Consider the following 17,316-nt stretch of genomic DNA (forward strand, 5'->3'; position numbering starts at 1 on the left):
TAGAGGGATTCTCCCTGACCGTCGACCCGCGCGGTCAGGTCCCGCGCAGGTGTCCGCCTGTGGCCCAACCATCAAAGACCGCCAGCGCCGTCTCGGCAAACGCCGGGTCATTGATATGCGCGTCCAGTTCGACAAGCTGTACATTCGCGGGGCATGAGGCGCGTATTTCCTCAAGGAACCCGCGCAGCCCCTCGGGATCGCTAAGCGGTCCGCCGGGGCGGTCCCATTCATTGCCCCCCTGTAAAGGCAGCAACAAGACGACGGGTCCAGACGCGCCAGCCAGCTTGTCACAGATCGCGCGCGCCATCTCGCGCCGCTGGTCGGCAGTCATCATCACCGACGACAACAGCCGATTGTGGGCATGTACCTCTTGCCCCGCCAGTCGGGCGGGCACCTCTTGCCAGCCGACAAAATCCACCAGATCGTAACAGCCAATAGACACGATCTGCGGCGTTCCGCTGCGGCCTGCGCCGGTCATCCGGTCGGCCCCGGCGCTGATGGTCGATCCCATCAGGTGATTGCCCACCTCCTGCGGCGCGAAATCCATCACCGCCGCAAAGGCCCCTTCAGCCGCAAGGCTCTCGAACGCGCGGCCGCCCATGCCGGTGGCGTGGAACACCGCCACCTCAAAGCCCCGCGCCTCCAGCGCCGGTTTCAGCGCCACCATGTAGCGCAGCACCGTCTTGCCAAAGCTGGTCATGCCGATCAGCGGGCGGCGGCGATCGCCCCGCTCAACCGCGCGCGCCGCCCCCAGCACCGCCCCCGCCGCCTGAGACAGCGACGCCTTGCAGACAGAGTTCAAACCATAAAGCCCGCCCGCCCAGAGGATCATCTGCACATCCGCAGGCAGACGATCGGGCGGGATCAACGCAGAAAAGGAAACCGTCGAAACGATGTATTTCGGCACCCCGATGGGCAGCGCCGAGCAGACATCCAGCGCCAGATCGGTGCCCATCGTCCCGCCCAGCGCGATCACCCCGTCAATCCGGCCCTCGCGGTGCAGGCGCGCCGTCAACAGTGCCGCCCCTTTGGCCATGATCTGCATCGCAAGGTTTTCGTCCCCGCCATCGACAGCCTCACGGATCGTGTGCCCGCCCGCTTGCGCGACGTCCTGTTTGGAAAAATCCGTTGGCTGCGATGGATCACCCAGCACGCTGACGTCCATCGTCAGCACGCCGCCGCCCTGCCCCCGGATCACTTGGGCAAGGTAAGTCAGCTCCTCGTCCTTGGTGTCAAAGGTGCCGACGATCAGGATGGTGCGGTCTGCGCTCATAGCTTGATCCACGCGGTCTTGAGGTCGAGGTATTTGTCAAAGGCGTGCAGCGACTTGTCGTGCCCGTTGCCTGACTGTTTCACACCGCCCAGCGGCACCGTCATGTCGGAGCCGCCATAGGTGTTCACATGCACGATGCCCGCCTTGATGCGTCGGATCATCCGGTGCGCGCGCGACAGGTTTGAGGTCCAGACCGCCGCTGCCAGACCGTAATCGGTGCCATTGGCAATCGCCACCGCCTGTTCCTCGGAATCGAAGGGGATCACCGCCAGCACCGGGCCGAACACCTCTTCGCGTGCCAGCCGGTCGGCGGGGTCGACGCCGGTCACGATGGTCGGCTCCATGAAATAGCCGCCCGTGTCTTGCAGAGTGCGCGCGCCGCCGATGCGGATGTCCCGGCCCAGCGCCCGCGCCTCTGCCACGAACCCAAGGTTCTGCTCCAACTGGCGCAGGCTGTTGACCGCCCCGGCAGAGGTTGCGGGGTCCAGAGGATCACCGACCTTCATATCGCGCACATATTCTGTCAGGTCCGCGACAAAGGCATCGTGGATCGACCGTTCGACCAACAGACGCGACCCGGCCACGCAGACCTGCCCCGCATTGCGGAAGATCCCGTTGGCCGAAACCTTGACCGCCTCTTTCAGGTCGGGCGCATCGGCAAAGACGATGTTCGGGGACTTGCCCCCCAGTTCCAGATAGACCCGTTTCAGGTTCGACCGGGCCGAGGCCTCCAGCAGACGCCGCCCCGTGGCCCCTGATCCGGTGAACACCAGCACATCCACATCCATCGACTCGGCGATGGCCGCGCCGACCACCGCGCCCTCGCCCGTGACCACGTTCAATACACCGTCCGGCAAACCCGCCTGTTGCGCCAGTTCCGCGATCCGCAGCAGGGTAAGCGAGGCCGTTTCCGCAGGTTTCAATACCACCGAACAGCCCGCCGCCAGCGCCGGGCCCAGTTTCCACGCGCCGATCATCAACGGGAAGTTCCACGGCACGATGGCCCCCACCACGCCGACAGGCTCACGGTGAACAAGGCCAAGGCTGCCATCCCCTGTCGGCGCGATCTCACCATAGATCTTGTCGATGGCTTCGGCGTAGTAGCGGATCGTGCCCGCCGCCGACAGCGGCTCTGCCTTTAGCGCCATGCCGATCTCTGTGCCGTTGTCGCGCACGCCCAGCACCGCAAGGTCCAGCGCCTGTTCCTCGATCAGGTCAGCCCATTTCAACAGCACCTGTTTGCGCGCGGCAGGTGGCAGCCCCGCCCAGCGCCCATCGTCAAAAGCGCGCCGCGCCGCTGCCACCGCGGCCTCGGCGTCGGTCGTTGTGCCCCGCGCAAGGGACGTCAGCACCTTGCCGTCCAGAGGCGAGATCACCTCCATCTCTGCCCCGTCCGAAGCGGCGACAAAAGCCCCGTCGATCAGGTGGCGGGCCGGCGGCACATCCGCCCTGCGCAATTCTTCGATCCGCGAAAGATCCAGCATTGTCTCAGTTTCCTTGCGTGTCGTGCATGTCGTGATCGTGTTCGGAGTCTTTCAGCCCGGCCTTTCGTTCCCGCCAGACACCCCAGACGTGCAGCACGATGAGCGCGATAATGGCGAGGGCGATACAGGCGGCGATGGGGCGGTCGACAAAATCCAGCGGCGTTTTCACCCGCGCCATGGCGCTGCGCAGCTTGACCTCCATGATGCCGCCCAGAACCATGCCAAGGATGATCGGCACCACCGGCAGGTTCTGCCGTTTCAGGATCAAACCAAACAGGCCGAACCCGGCGGCAATCGCGCAATCGGTCATGGAATTGCGCAGGGAATAGACGCCGACAAAGCTGAGGATCAGGATGGTCAGACCCAGAAAGCGGGTGGGAATGCGGATGATGCGCAGCAGCAGGTTCGACGAGAAGATCATGAAGACGATGACAATCACGTTCAGCAGGATCATCGCGATGTACAGCGCATAGACAAAGTCCAACTGGTTCTGGAACAGCGCCGGGCCGGGTGTCACGTTGTGCACGTAAAACACCGACAGCATCATGGCGGTCAGCGCCTCGCCGGGGATGCCCAGCGCCAACAGCGGGATCATCGCGGCGGCGGGAACCGCGTTGTTGGCCGACTCCGAGGCCACCAGCCCCTCGGGTGAGCCTTTGCCAAACGCCTCGGGGGTTTTCGAGGTCTTCTGCGCGTAGGTATAGCTCAGGAACTGCGCCGTGAACTCACCCACGCCGGGGATCATCCCCATCAGCACGCCAAAGCCGGAGCCGACAGCGGCGATACGCTTGAACCGGAACACCTCGCCGATGGCGCGGAGCATGGAGCCGCGGATGGGCTGGGTATCGGGGGCGCTGTCCGCTTCGCTGAGCAGTTGAAAGGCCTGTGACAGGGCGAACAGGCCAAGCACCACCACGATCAGGTCGAAACCGCCGACCAGCCAATCCTGCCCAAAGGTGTAGCGCTGGGTGTATTTGACCGGCTCCAGCCCGACGGTGCCAAGGAAAATGCCAAAGGCGGCCAGCATCCCGGCGGCAAAGGTCTGGCCACGGTGGGCAAGGATCACCAGAACGATCCCCAGCAGGGCGGCAAGGAATATCTCGCGTGAGCCGAACATCGGCGCGATTTTCGCCAGCAGCGGTGACAGCAGGATCAGCGCCACAATCGACAGGATGCCCGACACGAAGGACGCGCCATAGGCCAGCCCCAGCGCGCGCAGCGCCTCGCCCTTTTGGGTCATCGGGTGGCCGTCATAGGTGGTCAGCGCGTTGACCGCCGTTCCGGGCGTGTTGATCAGGATGGCGGGCAGCGCACCGCCGAACATCGACGACCCGTAGATGCCCAGCAACATGGTCAGCCCCACCAAAGGGTCCAGCGCAAAGGTCGCGGGCAGCAGGATCGCGATGGCCACCGGCGGGCCGACGCCGGGAATTGCCCCGATGATGACCCCGCCGATAGAGCCGATGAGCAAGGCCAGCACCACGTCGAAACGCGCCAGCATCTCCAGTCCGGACAGAAAGGTGTCCATCGCTCAGCCCCTTTCAGAGGTATGTCATGAGGAAGGTGCGCAAGGCACCGGCGGGCAGCAATTCATAGACCTGTCCGGCGGGGATCTTGACCTGCAATAGCGACTTGAACACCACCACCACGGTCACGGCAAACACAGTGGCCGTCAGCAGCCAGCGCGCCGACCGATAGCCCAGCCGCCACGCCAGCACGCAGGCAAACACCACCGATCCGGCGAGGTAGCCAACCACCGGCACCATCAGAACATAGGCCATGAACCAGCCGGCGTATTCCACCGACTTCAGCCAAGCCAGCACCTCGGCCCCGCGGCCGGGGATACGGTCGGACACCAGTGCGCCGAAAAGATGCAGCAGGCTGAACAGCAGCATCGCCCCGACAGAGACGGCGGGCCAAAAGGCGGGTTGGGCAAACAGTTTTGTCCGCTTCACCCATTGGGTTTCCTGCGGCAGCATCACGAACAGAAACAGCGCCAAGAGGCAAAACAGACCGGCAAAGACAAGGTCGCCGGGTCGCCGGTAGCGTTTGAAAAGGTCCTGAAAGGTCTGGAACCGGCGCATCTGCGCTCCCCCAAGGTTATAGGACGCCCCCACGTTGGGGGCGTCCGGCCAGGATCAGTCGCCGATCAGCTCGGACACGGTGCCCAGTGTGACCGCGTCCTTGTCCATCTGCGCCATGGACGCCTTTGCGTCCTGCCAGTAGATCAGCGCGCCGGTCTCTGCGGCCAGCATTTGCGCCGCGTCCGAGGTGACGACCTCCTGTGCTACGGCGGCGATTTTCTCGCGCACATCGGCGGGGGTGTCCTTGTGCACAAACAGCCCGTTCCACAGCGAGATGTCCAGATTGGGCGCGATCTCACCCACTGTGCGCGCGTCCGGCGTCAGCGCGGTGCGCTGCGACCCGATAGAGGCCAGCACGGTGAGATCGTCCAGACAGGGCTTGATCAGTTGCAGCGTGGTGTTGATCACATCCACGTCGCCCGAGGCCAGCGTGTTGCAGTCCAGCGCGTCAAACGCCGCCTCTGCCGCGTAGTCAAAACCCATTTCCTTTGCGAGCGCGAATGTCACCTGTGTCGGGATCAGGAACGACCCGAAGTGGCCCAGCGCCACATCGTTGTCCTGCGCGTATTCGGCCAGTTCCTCCATCGTGCCATATGGCGCGTCGCCGGAAGCGGCGATGACAAAGGGATAGGTCAGGAAAATGCCGACCGGCTCAAACGGGTTGGGGTTCAGCGCCGGGATGCCGGTTTCGGGACCGATCAGCGGCACGCCGATCACGAAAGAGCCGACCGTATAGCCATCCGCCGGGGCCTGCGCGACCTCAACCGCACCGGGGAACGGGCCGCCACCGCCGCCGGGCTTGTTCACCACCGCCGCAGGCACGCCGTAGGTCTCCTGAAACTTCTCGGCAATGAGCCGGGTCAGCACATCCTCAAGGTCGCCCGGCGGCCAGGGCACAACAAACTCCACCGGTTTCTCGGGATACTCGGCCTGAGCGGCCAGCGGCAGCGCAAGAGCCAGCAGCGCGGCGCTCGCTTTCAATAGAGCCTTCATGTCATCCTCCTGTTGATCGGTTCACTATATGAACCTGTGGTGCATTAATTGTTGCACTTGCGATGAATTTCTGTCAACGTTTCTTTCGTGGATACCCTGAAAGAGTTTCGAAAGGTCGCGCGGCACCAATGGGAACGGTCACAAAAGCCCTTGAATTGCTGAACTATTTCTCACGTACCAAGCCCGAGATCGGGCTGGTCGAATTCGCGCGCATGGTTGGTCGGGACAAGGCAACGGTGCACCGGCACCTGGTCGAGCTTGAGGCAAATGGATTCGTTGAACAGCACCCGCTGACCCGCGCCTATCGGCTGGGACCGGCCATCCTGCGGTTGACGGCGGTGCGCGAGGCGACCCATCCGACCCGCCGCATCCTGCGCCCCATCATCGAAAGTCTGGCCGCCGACGTCGGGGAACTGTGCCACACCTCGCTTTTGCAAGGCGATATGCTTTCACCGCTGTTTCATTCCGATCCGATGGTGCACGGCACGCAGGTCCACTTCGACGAAGGTGAGATGTTGCCGCTGCACGCCACCTCTTCCGGCCTGTCCGTGCTGGCGTTTTCGCCGCCTGACGTGATCGACCGCATCCTGTCGCAACCGCTGAAGGCCTATACCGATCTGACACTGACCGATCCCGCCTTTCTGCGCTCTGTGCTGGATGACATCCGGCAGAGCGGGCTGTGCAGCCTCGATCAGGCGTTTGACCGCGAGGTGTCCTCTGTCGGCGGGCCGATCTTTGGCCCCGAGGGGACGCCGATCGGCGCGCTTGCCGTGGCAGTGCCTGCGGTCCGCGTCTCACGCGAAAAGATGACGGCAATCCTGAGCGCCCTGCGCGGAGCGATCCGGCAGGCCACCATTTCAACCGGGGGCACCCTGCCCCGCGGCCATGCCGCGCTGTGGGAAACGCCCCTGCCCCGCCATACCCAGCCGAACGAGGTCTGACATGAAAGATTCGAACTTTCTGATCGAAAACAACGCCCGCCACCTCTGGCACCCGATGGCGCATCCGGCCGACAGCCTTGCCAATCCGCCCGACATCATCGTCGGCGGCGACGGGGTCGAGATCACCGATGTGGACGGCCACCGCACGGTCGATGCGGTGGGCGGACTGTGGAACGTCAATCTGGGCTATTCCTGCGCCCCGGTGAAGGCGGCCATTGCCGACCAGTTGGAGCGCCTGCCCTATTATTCGATCTTTCGCGGCACCACCAATGATGCGGTGATCGAACTCAGCACCATGCTGCGCGATTTCTTTGCGCCCGATGGCCTCAGCCGCGCCTTTTTCACCTCCGGCGGGTCCGACAGCGTCGAGATCGCGCTGCGCCTTGCCCGCCAGTATCACAAGGTCCGGGGCGAGGCCGGGCGGGTGAAATACCTTTCGCTGAAAAAGGGCTACCACGGCACCCATACGCTGGGGGCCAGCGTCAACGGCAACGCCAATTTCCGCACGCAGTATGAACCGATGATGCCCGGCTGCTATCACATCCCGGCCCCCTATACCTATCGCAACCCGTTCAATGAGACAGACCCCGCGCGGCTGGCCCAGCTTTGCCTTGCCGCGCTGGAGGATGAGATCGCCTTTCAGGGGGCCGACACCATCGCCGCCATGATCATGGAGCCGGTGCTGGGCGCGGGCGGCGTGATCCCGCCGCATCCCAGCTTTATGCCCGGCGTGCGCGAGATCTGTTCGCGTCACGGCATCCTGCTGATCGCCGATGAGGTCATCACCGCCTTTGGCCGCACCGGCAGTTGGTCAGGTTCACGTCACTGGGGGGTGCAACCCGACCTGATGTGTACCGCCAAGGCCATCACCAACGGTTATTTCCCTTTCGGTGCGGTCATGATCTCGGACGCGGTGGCCGAGGTCTTTGAGGGCGACACCAGCGGCAAGGGCGCGATTGGATCGGGCTACACCTATTCCGGCCATCCGGTTGGGGCAGCGGCGGCCATCGCCTGTTTGCAGGAAACCCAGAGGTTGCAGGTCAAGGACAACGCCGCCGCGCGCGGCGCACAGCTTTACGACGGTCTCCTGGCGCTCAAGGAGAAACACGCTCTGATTGGCGACGTGCGGGGTGGGCACGGGTTGATGTGCGCCATCGAGCTGGTGTCTGATCGCGCGACCAAGACGCCTATCGACAAAAAGACCATCGGCGACGTGCACCGCACGACCTATGAAAACGGCGCCATGGTCCGGGTCTCTGGCCCCAATATCATCTTCTCACCGCCGCTGATCCTGACCGAAGGACACGTCCGGACGATCCTGTCCGCGCTGGATGCTGGCCTGACGGCGCAGAGTTGACCTTGTCCCACACACGCGGACTGCTTCAGGGCGGACCACCCGCCCCGGACCTGATCCGGGGCCTCGGGCCCCGACCCTTGCCGAAACGGGCCTTACCTTGGCGTTCTGTCCGGGTGCGCGGCGGCAAAAGCCGGGATTTCGGCCAGCGCCGCGTCGACCCTCCGGACCTTGGGCATTCCGTCCATGTCCACCCCCCATCTTCGGGCGTTGTACACCTGCGGCACAAGGCAGAGATCGGCAAGGGAGATCCGGTTCCCGTGGCAGAAATCGCCACCTTCCAGCAACGTTTCGACCGCCGCCAAACCCGGAGCGATAAAGGCCCGCATCCAGCCCTCCATCGCAATCACCCCGCCCGATTGCGTGACCGCGTGTTTCGCGACCCTCAGGTTGCAGACCGGATGGATATCGACCGCCGTGGCCTGCGCCAGCGCCCGCACCCGCGCCCTCCCGGCGGCCGTCTTCGGCAACAGCCCCAGGTTCCGTGTCTCATCCAGATACTCGACAATCGCAAGCGACTGCGTCAGCCGCAGCCCGTCGATCTCCAGCACCGGGACCAGACCTTGCGGGTTGCGCGCCAAATGCTCTGGCGATTGCTGCGCCCCCTCGACCAGATCCACCGGCACGCTTTCCCAGTCCACCCCGGCCAGACCCAAGGCGATACGCACCCGGTAGCTGGCCGATGACCGCCAATAGTCAAACAATCGGATCATGGCATGTCCCCCCTGCGCCCCCAAAAGAAAAGAGCACGCTTGTTTCACTTGCAACGATAACCTTGACTTCATTGCAGATGCAATGAATATTACCCGCAAGTCCGAATCCGGTTCAGACCGACATCTGGGAGGAACACCATGACCCGTCACGACCTGCCGCAGGGCATGATCCGCGCGACCAACACCACCGGCCCCCATGAGGGATACATGCCGGGCTGGGCCAATGACTTTGAGACAGAGGCATTGCCTGACGCGCTGCCGCAAGGGATGAACAGCCCGCAAAAGTGCAACTATGGACTTTACGGCGAACAACTGTCCGGCACCGCCTTCACCGATGTGCGGCCAGAGCGCACATGGTGTTATCGCATCCGCCCCTCGGTCAAACATTCCGCGCGCTACACCAAGATCGACCTGCCTTACTGGAAATCCGCGCCCAATGTGGACCCGGATGTCACCAGCCTTGGCCAGTACCGCTGGGATCCGGTGCCGCATTCCGATGCGGGCCTGACGTGGCTGACAGGCATGCGCACCATGACCACCGCAGGCGACGTGAATACCCAAGTGGGCATGGCCAGCCATATCTACCTGATCACCGAGTCGATGCAGGACGCCTATTTCTTTTCCGCCGACAGCGAGTTGCTGGTGGTCCCGCAGGAGGGCCGTCTGCGCTTTTGCACCGAACTGGGCATCATCGACGTCGAGCCAAAGGAAATCGCCATCCTGCCGCGCGGCCTGGTGTACCGGGTCGAGGTGTTGGAAGGGCCGTGCCGCGGCTTTGTCTGCGAAAACTACGGGCAGAAATTCGAATTGCCGGGGCGCGGTCCCATCGGCGCGAACTGCATGGCCAACCCGCGCGATTTCAAGGCCCCCGTCGCCGCCTTCGAGGACCGCGAGGTGCCCTCGACCCTGACGATCAAGTGGTGCGGTCAGTTTCATGAGACCCGGATCGGGCAAAGCCCGCTGGACGTGGTCGCATGGCACGGCAATTACGCCCCCTACAAATACGACCTGCGCACCTATTGCCCCGTGGGCGCGATCCTGTTCGACCACCCGGACCCGTCGATCTTTACCGTGCTGACCGCGCCCTCTGGCGTGCCGGGGACGGCCAATATCGACTTTGTGCTGTTCCGCGAACGCTGGATGGTGGCGGAAAACACCTTCCGCCCGCCGTGGTATCACAAGAACATCATGTCCGAACTGATGGGCAACATCTATGGCCAGTACGATGCCAAGCCGCAGGGCTTTGTCCCCGGCGGGATGAGCCTGCACAACATGATGCTACCCCACGGGCCGGACCGAAACGCCTTTGAAGGCGCGTCCAACGCCAATCTTGGGCCGGACAAGCTGGACAACACCATGTCCTTTATGTTCGAGACCCGTTTCCCGCAGCATCTGACGCAATTCGCCGGACAGGAGGCCCCGTTGCAGGACGACTATATTGACTGCTGGGACAGCCTTGAGAAGAAATTCGACGGCACGCCGGGCAAAAAGTAGGGGACAAGGGGGGCCAGCCCCCTGTCCACACATCGAAACACCAGACGACCGGAGCCTCTGAATGCCGCTTCTTAAATCTTGGGTAGAGAGTGCGAACTCCCCCGACACGGATTTCCCGCTGAACAACCTGCCCTACGGGAGCTTTCGCGCCGAGGACGGCGAGGCCCATTGCGGCATCGCCATCGGCGACATGATCCTTGACGTCACCACGCTGGAGGCCGATGGCCTGGTCCAGATGGACGATGAGGACACGGTTTTTGCCTTTGGCGACTGGACAGAATTCATGTCGCTGGGCCCCGCCGCATGGGCCGCCTTTCGTGCGACGGCGACAGAGATGCTGGCCAAGGGTGCGCCGGACGCCGAGGCGCTGACCGCCTATCTGGTCCCGCAGGCCGGGGCCAGGATGCTGATGCCCTTCATGGTGGCCGAATACACCGATTTCTATGCCTCCAAGAACCACGCCACCAATGTTGGCACCATGTTCCGGGGCGCGGAAAACGCGCTGCCGCAGAACTGGTTGTCGATCCCGATCGGCTACAACGGTCGGGCCTCCTCGGTTGTGGTGTCGGGCACCGATGTGCGCCGCCCCTGGGGCCAGTTGAAAGGCCCGAACGACGACCTGCCGCGCTTTGCCCCCTGTGTCCGGTTCGATCTGGAACTGGAGATGGGGGCCATTGTCGGCGTCCCCTCCGAAGGTCCGGTCACGGTGACCGAGGCTGACGAGATGCTATTTGGCTATGTGCTGCTGAACGACTGGTCCGCGCGCGATATTCAGGCGTGGGAGTACCAGCCGCTGGGGCCGTTTCAGTCCAAGGCGACCGCCACCACGATCAGTCCGTGGATTGTGCCCAAGGCCGCGCTGGAACCGTTCCGCGTCTCCACGCCAGAGCGCGAGCGCGTGCTGCTGGACTACCTCAAGGAACCCGGCCCGATGCTGTACGATATCGCGCTGGAGGTGGGCCTTGCGCCCGAAGGCAAACCCGAGACGGTGATCGCGCGGACGAATTACAAAGAGATGTACTATTCCTCGGCCCAGCAACTGGCGCATCACACCTCCAGCGGCTGCCCGATGTCGGTGGGTGATCTGCTGGGCTCCGGCACGATCTCCGGCACCACCAAGGACAGCCGCGGCGCGCTGCTGGAACTCACCTGGGGCGGCAAGGAACCGGTCACGCTGGACAGCGGCGAGACGCGCAATTTTCTGGAGGACGGCGATACGCTGACCTTGCGGGGCGCGGCCAAGGGCGATGGCTATCGCGTCGGTTTTGGCGACTGCACCGGTACGGTGCTGCCCGCGCTGGACGATCCCTATGGTGGGCGGAAATGACCCTAGCCGCCCTGCTGCCACTGAAGGACCGACTCCAACGGCCAGAACAGCATCAGGACATTCAGCGCCAGACCGTCGCGGATCAGGAAGGCGGTCAGAACCTCAAGGCCGATCACGATGGCCACGCTGACCCAGACCGGCAAGGCGCGGGCAAGGTAGAAACCGACAACCATCGCGATCACGTCGAACACAGAATTGATCACGCTGTCGCCGTTGTAGTCGAGCGAGACCGTCACCGCGCGATAGCGTTCAATCACCAAGGGCGTATTCTCAAGGATCTCCCAGCCCGCCTCGACAATCAGCGCGATGGCAAACCGCAGGTTCAGGCTCAGACGTCGGGCGACCAGCGCAAGCACGCCGAAAAACAGCAGCCCGTGGATCAGGTGACTGGGCGAATAGAGATCGAACAGATGCTGGCTGCCTTCGCGCGGCGGGGCATCGGGGCCGGTCCAGAAAGAGACATGACCGCAGGGGCAGATCAGATCGCGCCCCATGAGGACCAGAACCACCGCCATCGCGGCGGTGATGAACAAAAAGATGAGCGCGGGTTTCAGGCCATGTGTCATGACTTGCGATGGAATCACAAAGGCGCGTTTGCGTCCAGAGACTTGAAAGGGATCACATGACAAAGGCCTTTGCATCCGCCGGAGACATGGCAGAAAAGAAGACCAGCTTTACCCAGGTGGGTGAGGGTCTGTACGCCTTCACCGCAGAGGGTGACCCCAACACCGGCGTCATCATCGGCGACGACAGCGTGATGATCGTCGAGGCGCAGGCCACCCCGCGCCTTGCCCGCAAGGTGATGGAGCATGTGCGTTCGGTGACGGATAAGCCGATCAGCCATCTGGTGCTGACTCACTACCATGCGGTGCGCGTTCTGGGTGCCTCGGCCTATGGCGCGCGGGAAATCATCATGTCCGACGTGGCCCGGTCGATGGTGGCCGAGCGCGGGCAGGAGGACTGGGACAGCGAATTCGACCGCTTTCCGCGCCTGTTTCAGGGGCATGAGGAAATCCCCGGCCTGACGTGGCCAACCACGACGTTTTCGGACTCGATGACCGTCTACCTTGGCAACCGCCGCGTCGACATCATGCATCTGGGCCGCGCCCATACGGCGGGTGACGCGGTTGTCTGGGTGCCCGATCAGGAGGTCATGTTCACCGGCGACATCGTCGAATACCACTCGGCCTGCTACTGCGGCGACGGGCATTTTGGCGACTGGGAAGACACGCTGTCCAACATCGCCATGTTCGAACCCAAGAGCATCGCACCGGGACGCGGCGACGCGCTGGTCGGCGAGGAAATGGTCGCACGCGCCATCGCGGCAACAGCCGATTTCGTGAACTCGACATACAAGCCGGTGGCCAAGGTCGTCGCCCGTGGCGGGTCGCTGAAAGAGGCGTGGGATGCCTGCCGCGCCGAATGCGACCCCAAGTTCAGCGATTACGCGATCTACGAACACTGTCTGCCCTTCAATGTCGCCCGCGCCTATGACGAAGCCCGCGGCATCGACACGCCACGCGTCTGGACGGCGCAACGGGACAAAGACATGTGGGCGCAGTTGCAGGGATAAACACATTGAGGTGCGCGTATTCCGCGCACCTTTCCCACCACCGGAACGGAGGAGCCGGTATGTACAAGATTTTCGGCGCAACACTGATCAGCCTGATGACCGCAGGCACGGCCCATGCGGCAACCATTGAAAGAGTTGGCCCGATCCAGACGGACCCTGCCTTGGGATGCAGCCTTAAGGTAAGTGGGCAAATCCAGTCTGGCGATGCCGACGCTCTATTGGCGCTCCTGCAATCCGAAACCGCCAAAGTGGACAACTTCCCGTCCCCCCGAACCGACAGTCAGGTTGTCTTATGTTTGGAAAGCCCGGGCGGTTCCTTTGCCGAGGCCATCGCGATGGCCCATGTGATCTACGACAATGCAGTGACGACCCGAGTCGATCCGGGCGCTGAGTGCCTGTCAGCCTGTGCAGTGGCTTTCATGGGCGGCAACCTTGACACGAGGTCTGGCCAAGGCTGGAAGTCCAGCCGCTATGTGCATCCGACATCGCGCCTTGGTTTTCACGCGCCTGCATTGGTCCTGCCGGAGGGCCAATTCACGCGTGACGACGTTCAGACCGCATATGGCATCGCAATTCAGGCGGTGGGCATGATTTCACGGGACGCCAGAAAACTCCGGATTTCCCAAGACGTTCTGACACGGATGTTCAACCACACAGGCGAAGATTTCCACTACGTCCAACGGATTGATCACCTCAACGCCTATGGCCTTCAGCTATATGGGTATGATGTGCCGCCGATGTCCTTTGAGGCCACCAATACCGCATGCTGGAATGCCTGGCGCTGGTATGCCGACCTTCCCAGAGAGACCGACACATTGAGCGATTTCCAGTCGTTTACCGCCAGTTTCCAAATCTCGCGAAGCAACGGCCTGCCAGAGTTCTTTCCCTTCGACGGATCAATGTTTTGCAAACACCAAGTACAGGCCTTTGGTGGTGGGAATCTTGACAGGGTTGTGCAGTCCGAATTGACGAACTTCGCTGACATCCGCCTCGACAGCTATCATCCCCAATGGGTCCGTTACCCCGGCCCGATGCCCCTAGTCGACATCCGTCCCGGCAATCAGCGCGACTTCTGAGAGGACCATCCAATGATCCACGACCGATACCAGCTTGCCTTCAAGCTCTATCCGTACGAACGCTCCGGCGATCAGGACACGGACCAACCCGTCCGGCATCCGGTTGTCGTCATGGGCGGTGGTCCCATCGGCATCGCCACGGCGCTGGACCTTGGCCTTCAGGGCATTCCGGTCGTCGTTCTGGACGATCACGAGGGCATCGGCATGGGCAGCCGCGCGATTTGTTTCGCCAAGCGCAGCCTCGAGATTGCCGACCGCTATGGCTGCGGCAAACCGATGCTGGACAAGGGCGTGGTCTGGAATCTTGGCAAGGTGTTCCACGACGACCGCAAGGTGTTCGAGTTCAACCTGCTGCCAGAGGAAGGGCATAAGTTCCCCGCCTTCATCAACCTGCAACAGCCCTATTTCGAACGCTTCCTTGTAGAGCGTGTGCGTGAGGCGCAGGCCAATGGCGCGCCGATCAAGTTGCGCGGCAAGAACCGCGTCGACAATGTCACCCCCCACGACGATCACGTCACGCTGGAGATCACAACGCCCGACGGCCCGTACACCATCGAGGCCGATTGGCTGATCGGATGTGATGGCGCCTCCAGCCCGCTGCGCGGCATGATGGGGCTGGATTTCGAAGGCCGCGTCTTTGAGGACAGCTTTCTCATCGCTGACATCAAGATGGTGAACGACACCTTCCCGACCGAGCGTTGGTTCTGGTTTGAACCTTATTTCAAATCCGGTGCCTCGACCCTGCTGCACAAACAGCCCGATGGCGTCTGGCGGGTCGATTTCCAGATCGGCTGGGACGTGGACCGCAAGAAAGAACTGCAAGAGGAAAACGTCCGCGCCCGGCTGGACGCCATGCTGGGTGAGGTCGACTATGAGATCGTCTGGACCTCGATCTATACCTTCCAATGCCGCCGGATGAAAAAATTTCGCCACGGGCGCGTGCTGTTTGCAGGCGACTCCGCGCATCAGGTGTCGCCTTTTGGGGCGCGCGGCGCGAATTCCGGAATGCAGGACGTCGACAACCTTGGCTGGAAACTGGGTCTGGTGGTCGGCGGCAAGGCACCGGAGAGCCTGCTGGACAGCTACGATACAGAACGCGTCTTTGGCGCGGATGAGAACATCCTGAACTCCACAAGGTCGACCGATTTCATCACCCCCAAGTCCAAGATCAGCTACACGTTCCGCAACGCTGTGCTGGACCTTGCCGAACAGTATGAATTTGCGCGCCCGCTGGTGAATTCCGGCCGCCTGTCGGTGCCCTGCACCTATGATGCTGGCCCGCTGAACAGCGCGGATGCGCTGCCCGGTGGCCCCGTACGCACGCGCCCCGGCAGTCCCTGCCCCGACGTGCCTCTGGATGATGGGTTCTTGCTGGACCGGCTGGGCGGCGGCTTTGTCCTGCTGACCATCGATGCCGAGGCCCCGGATAGCCTTGACGAGGGTGGGATACCGCTGACCCGCGTGGCGCTGTCCGCCGCCGATGGCATGAAAGACCTGCTGGCCGCGCGGTATCTGGGCGAGGCCGCATCCGGCGTCTACCTGATCCGCCCGGATCAACATGTGGCCGCGCGCTGGCACACCTTTGACGATGCCGCCACCCGCGCGGCCCTGCGCCTTGCCGTTGGATTGGAGTAACAGATGGCCGACCTGACACTGACCCCCAACCTCGACCGTCCGGACGATTTTTACGCCGCGTTGATCGCAGCCCACGACGGATTGAGCGAGGACGACAGCGCCGCCTTCAACGCGCGTCTGATCCTGATCCTTGCGAACCAGATCGGCGACGCGCAGGTGATCGGTGCGGCCCTGAAGGCCGCCGCGAAACCGGACAGATGAACATTGAGGCCCCTGATGGATAAGCTGACCCTACAGTTGGAGTCTTTCTTTCCCTATCGCCTTGCGGTGGCGGCAGAAGGGTTCTCGCGAAATCTGGTTGAGGTTTATGGCCGCGAATTTGGTCTCAGCCGTGAGGAGTGGCGGCTGCTGTTTCTGCTGGCGGGCGAAGAAAAGGTCACCTCGCGCGACCTGGGCCGCCGATCCACTTTGGACAGGGTTCAGGTCAGCCGCGCGTCGCAGCGGCTGGAGGACAAGGGTCTGATCACCCGGAAGGTCGCGCCGGATGACCGCCGTTTGCGGGTTTACACCTGCACCAAAAAGGGGCGTGCCTTGTTCGCCGAGGCGCTGCCACAAGTCGAACATCGGTCGAGTGAGATCTTGCGCGCCATGTCGCCCGAAGATCGCGCCGCGCTGGAACGGGGACTGGATGCGCTGACCGACGCGATTGGCAATCGGACCGGCCTGCCCGACACAGAGCGCGACCCCCTGCCCTAATACGGGTTCTTCGCCCCGCGATCGGTCGACAAGGACTGTTGCCGCCGTTCCACCAGCAATTCGATGGCATCGGCCAGATGCTCTCGGTCGATGTGGTGGTCGCCGCGCGCAACCCGGATGCGATGCGCCTCGATCATCACATCCGCATGGCGACAGCCCTCGGGCGGCTCAAACCTGTAGCTGGCCAATTCGATGCGCAGGCCCAGCGGATCGCGGAAATAGATCGAGTCCATGAACCCCCGGTCCACCGGACCGGAATGCGACACGCCACGCGCATCCAACCGCGCCGCCGCCTGCCAAAAGCTGGCCTGACTGACGTTCAGCGCCAGATGATGCAGCGATCCCGTCGCCTCTGGCACGGATGTGGCATCGGGCTTGCGGGTCTCATTGGTGAATATCGTGATCAAACGGCCATCGCCCGGATCAAAGTACAGGTGCCCCTCGTCCGGGGCATCAAGGTTCGGTTGATCAAAAATGAAGGGCATGCCCAGCACCCCCTCCCAGAAATCAATCGAGGTCTGGCGGTCGGCCCCGATCAGCGTGATGTGGTGCACGCCCTGCGTCTGAAGCTTTCGGATTTTGTCTGGCTGGCTCATTCCGTTCCCCCCGGTGTTGCGCATGGCGCACGCCATGCCCTGTCGAAAGAATGGGTCAGTTTGCGCAAAGTTCAAAC

Annotated in this window: 17 protein-coding genes; 9 read left to right on the plus strand and 8 right to left on the minus strand. The window is 62.9% G+C overall.

Features of this window, described 5'->3' with window-relative positions; all coding sequences use genetic code 11:
- Nucleotides 1-34 precede the first annotated feature (34 nt).
- The 5 genes from ACN0S5_RS13395 to ACN0S5_RS13415 are packed head-to-tail and all read right to left on the minus strand — an operon-like array spanning nt 35 to nt 5,834.
- Nucleotides 35-1,273: a Tm-1-like ATP-binding domain-containing protein gene (locus tag ACN0S5_RS13395; RefSeq protein WP_417208982.1), complete on the minus strand. Its 1,239-nt coding sequence runs from the start codon at nt 1,271-1,273 to the stop codon at nt 35-37.
- Entirely contained in the window at nt 1,270-2,757 is a 1,488-nt protein-coding gene (locus tag ACN0S5_RS13400; protein WP_417208984.1) for an aldehyde dehydrogenase, read from the minus strand. The genes ACN0S5_RS13395 and ACN0S5_RS13400 overlap by 4 nt, the downstream gene beginning before the upstream one ends.
- Before the next feature lie 4 nt (nt 2,758-2,761).
- On the minus strand, nt 2,762-4,285 hold the full coding sequence (locus ACN0S5_RS13405; RefSeq protein ID WP_417208985.1) for a tripartite tricarboxylate transporter permease: 1,524 nt from the start codon (nt 4,283-4,285) through the stop codon (nt 2,762-2,764).
- Between the two features lie 13 nt (nt 4,286-4,298).
- Nucleotides 4,299-4,841 (minus strand): tripartite tricarboxylate transporter TctB family protein, encoded by a 543-nt coding sequence (locus ACN0S5_RS13410; RefSeq protein ID WP_417208986.1) that lies wholly within the window; start codon nt 4,839-4,841, stop codon nt 4,299-4,301.
- A gap of 54 nt (nt 4,842-4,895) precedes the next feature.
- Nucleotides 4,896-5,834 carry a tripartite tricarboxylate transporter substrate-binding protein gene (locus tag ACN0S5_RS13415; protein ID WP_417208988.1) on the minus strand — a complete coding sequence of 313 codons (939 nt, stop codon included), beginning with the start codon at nt 5,832-5,834 and terminating at the stop codon, nt 4,896-4,898.
- A gap of 128 nt (nt 5,835-5,962) precedes the next feature.
- On the opposite strand from ACN0S5_RS13415, the gene ACN0S5_RS13420 reads away from it, so the two are divergent.
- Together ACN0S5_RS13420 and ACN0S5_RS13425 are read left to right on the plus strand one after the other, a co-directional pair.
- A complete protein-coding gene (locus ACN0S5_RS13420) occupies nt 5,963-6,775 on the plus strand; it encodes an IclR family transcriptional regulator (RefSeq protein ID WP_417208989.1) in 813 nt (270 codons plus the stop codon).
- Between the two features lies 1 nt (nt 6,776).
- A complete protein-coding gene (locus ACN0S5_RS13425) occupies nt 6,777-8,132 on the plus strand; it encodes an aspartate aminotransferase family protein (protein WP_417208990.1) in 1,356 nt (451 codons plus the stop codon).
- A gap of 92 nt (nt 8,133-8,224) precedes the next feature.
- Here the strand turns inward: ACN0S5_RS13425 and maiA are convergent, their stop codons facing one another.
- The gene (gene maiA, locus ACN0S5_RS13430) at nt 8,225-8,842 is read right to left on the minus strand and encodes a maleylacetoacetate isomerase (protein ID WP_417208992.1); all 618 of its coding nucleotides are present in this window, start codon (nt 8,840-8,842) and stop codon (nt 8,225-8,227) included.
- Between the two features lie 138 nt (nt 8,843-8,980).
- Between maiA and hmgA the strand changes: the two genes are divergently transcribed.
- Nucleotides 8,981-10,336 (plus strand): homogentisate 1,2-dioxygenase, encoded by a 1,356-nt coding sequence (gene hmgA / locus ACN0S5_RS13435; protein WP_417208995.1) that lies wholly within the window; start codon nt 8,981-8,983, stop codon nt 10,334-10,336.
- 61 nt (nt 10,337-10,397) lie between these two features.
- Nucleotides 10,398-11,663 carry a fumarylacetoacetase gene (gene fahA / locus ACN0S5_RS13440; protein WP_417208997.1) on the plus strand — a complete coding sequence of 422 codons (1,266 nt, stop codon included), beginning with the start codon at nt 10,398-10,400 and terminating at the stop codon, nt 11,661-11,663.
- A gap of 2 nt (nt 11,664-11,665) precedes the next feature.
- Here the strand turns inward: fahA and ACN0S5_RS13445 are convergent, their stop codons facing one another.
- On the minus strand, nt 11,666-12,229 hold the full coding sequence (locus tag ACN0S5_RS13445) for a DUF2585 family protein (protein WP_417208999.1): 564 nt from the start codon (nt 12,227-12,229) through the stop codon (nt 11,666-11,668).
- Nucleotides 12,230-12,285: 56 nt separating this feature from the next.
- Between ACN0S5_RS13445 and ACN0S5_RS13450 the strand changes: the two genes are divergently transcribed.
- From ACN0S5_RS13450 to ACN0S5_RS13470, 5 genes are read left to right on the plus strand one after another with little or no spacing between them, the layout of a single operon-like run.
- Nucleotides 12,286-13,236 carry an MBL fold metallo-hydrolase gene (locus ACN0S5_RS13450; RefSeq protein ID WP_417209002.1) on the plus strand — a complete coding sequence of 317 codons (951 nt, stop codon included), beginning with the start codon at nt 12,286-12,288 and terminating at the stop codon, nt 13,234-13,236.
- Nucleotides 13,237-13,295: 59 nt separating this feature from the next.
- Nucleotides 13,296-14,312, plus strand: coding sequence for a hypothetical protein (locus tag ACN0S5_RS13455; RefSeq protein WP_417209003.1), 1,017 nt, complete (start codon nt 13,296-13,298; stop codon nt 14,310-14,312).
- Nucleotides 14,313-14,324: 12 nt separating this feature from the next.
- Entirely contained in the window at nt 14,325-15,947 is a 1,623-nt protein-coding gene (locus ACN0S5_RS13460; protein ID WP_417209006.1) for an FAD-dependent oxidoreductase, read from the plus strand.
- A 3-nt stretch (nt 15,948-15,950) separates the two neighbouring features.
- Nucleotides 15,951-16,148: a DUF2783 domain-containing protein gene (locus tag ACN0S5_RS13465; RefSeq protein WP_417209009.1), complete on the plus strand. Its 198-nt coding sequence runs from the start codon at nt 15,951-15,953 to the stop codon at nt 16,146-16,148.
- A gap of 15 nt (nt 16,149-16,163) precedes the next feature.
- Complete coding sequence (locus ACN0S5_RS13470) at nt 16,164-16,643, plus strand: MarR family winged helix-turn-helix transcriptional regulator (protein WP_417209012.1); 480 nt, start codon at nt 16,164-16,166, stop codon at nt 16,641-16,643.
- On the opposite strand, the gene ACN0S5_RS13475 is transcribed toward ACN0S5_RS13470, so the two are convergent.
- Nucleotides 16,640-17,221 carry a VOC family protein gene (locus ACN0S5_RS13475; protein ID WP_323771855.1) on the minus strand — a complete coding sequence of 194 codons (582 nt, stop codon included), beginning with the start codon at nt 17,219-17,221 and terminating at the stop codon, nt 16,640-16,642. The two genes, ACN0S5_RS13470 and ACN0S5_RS13475, sit on opposite strands and share 4 nt — an antisense overlap.
- Nucleotides 17,222-17,316: the final 95 nt, after the last annotated feature.

The sequence above is a fragment of the Antarctobacter sp. genome (assembly GCF_048262615.1).
In the GTDB taxonomy this organism is placed as follows: Bacteria; Pseudomonadota; Alphaproteobacteria; order Rhodobacterales; family Rhodobacteraceae; genus Antarctobacter.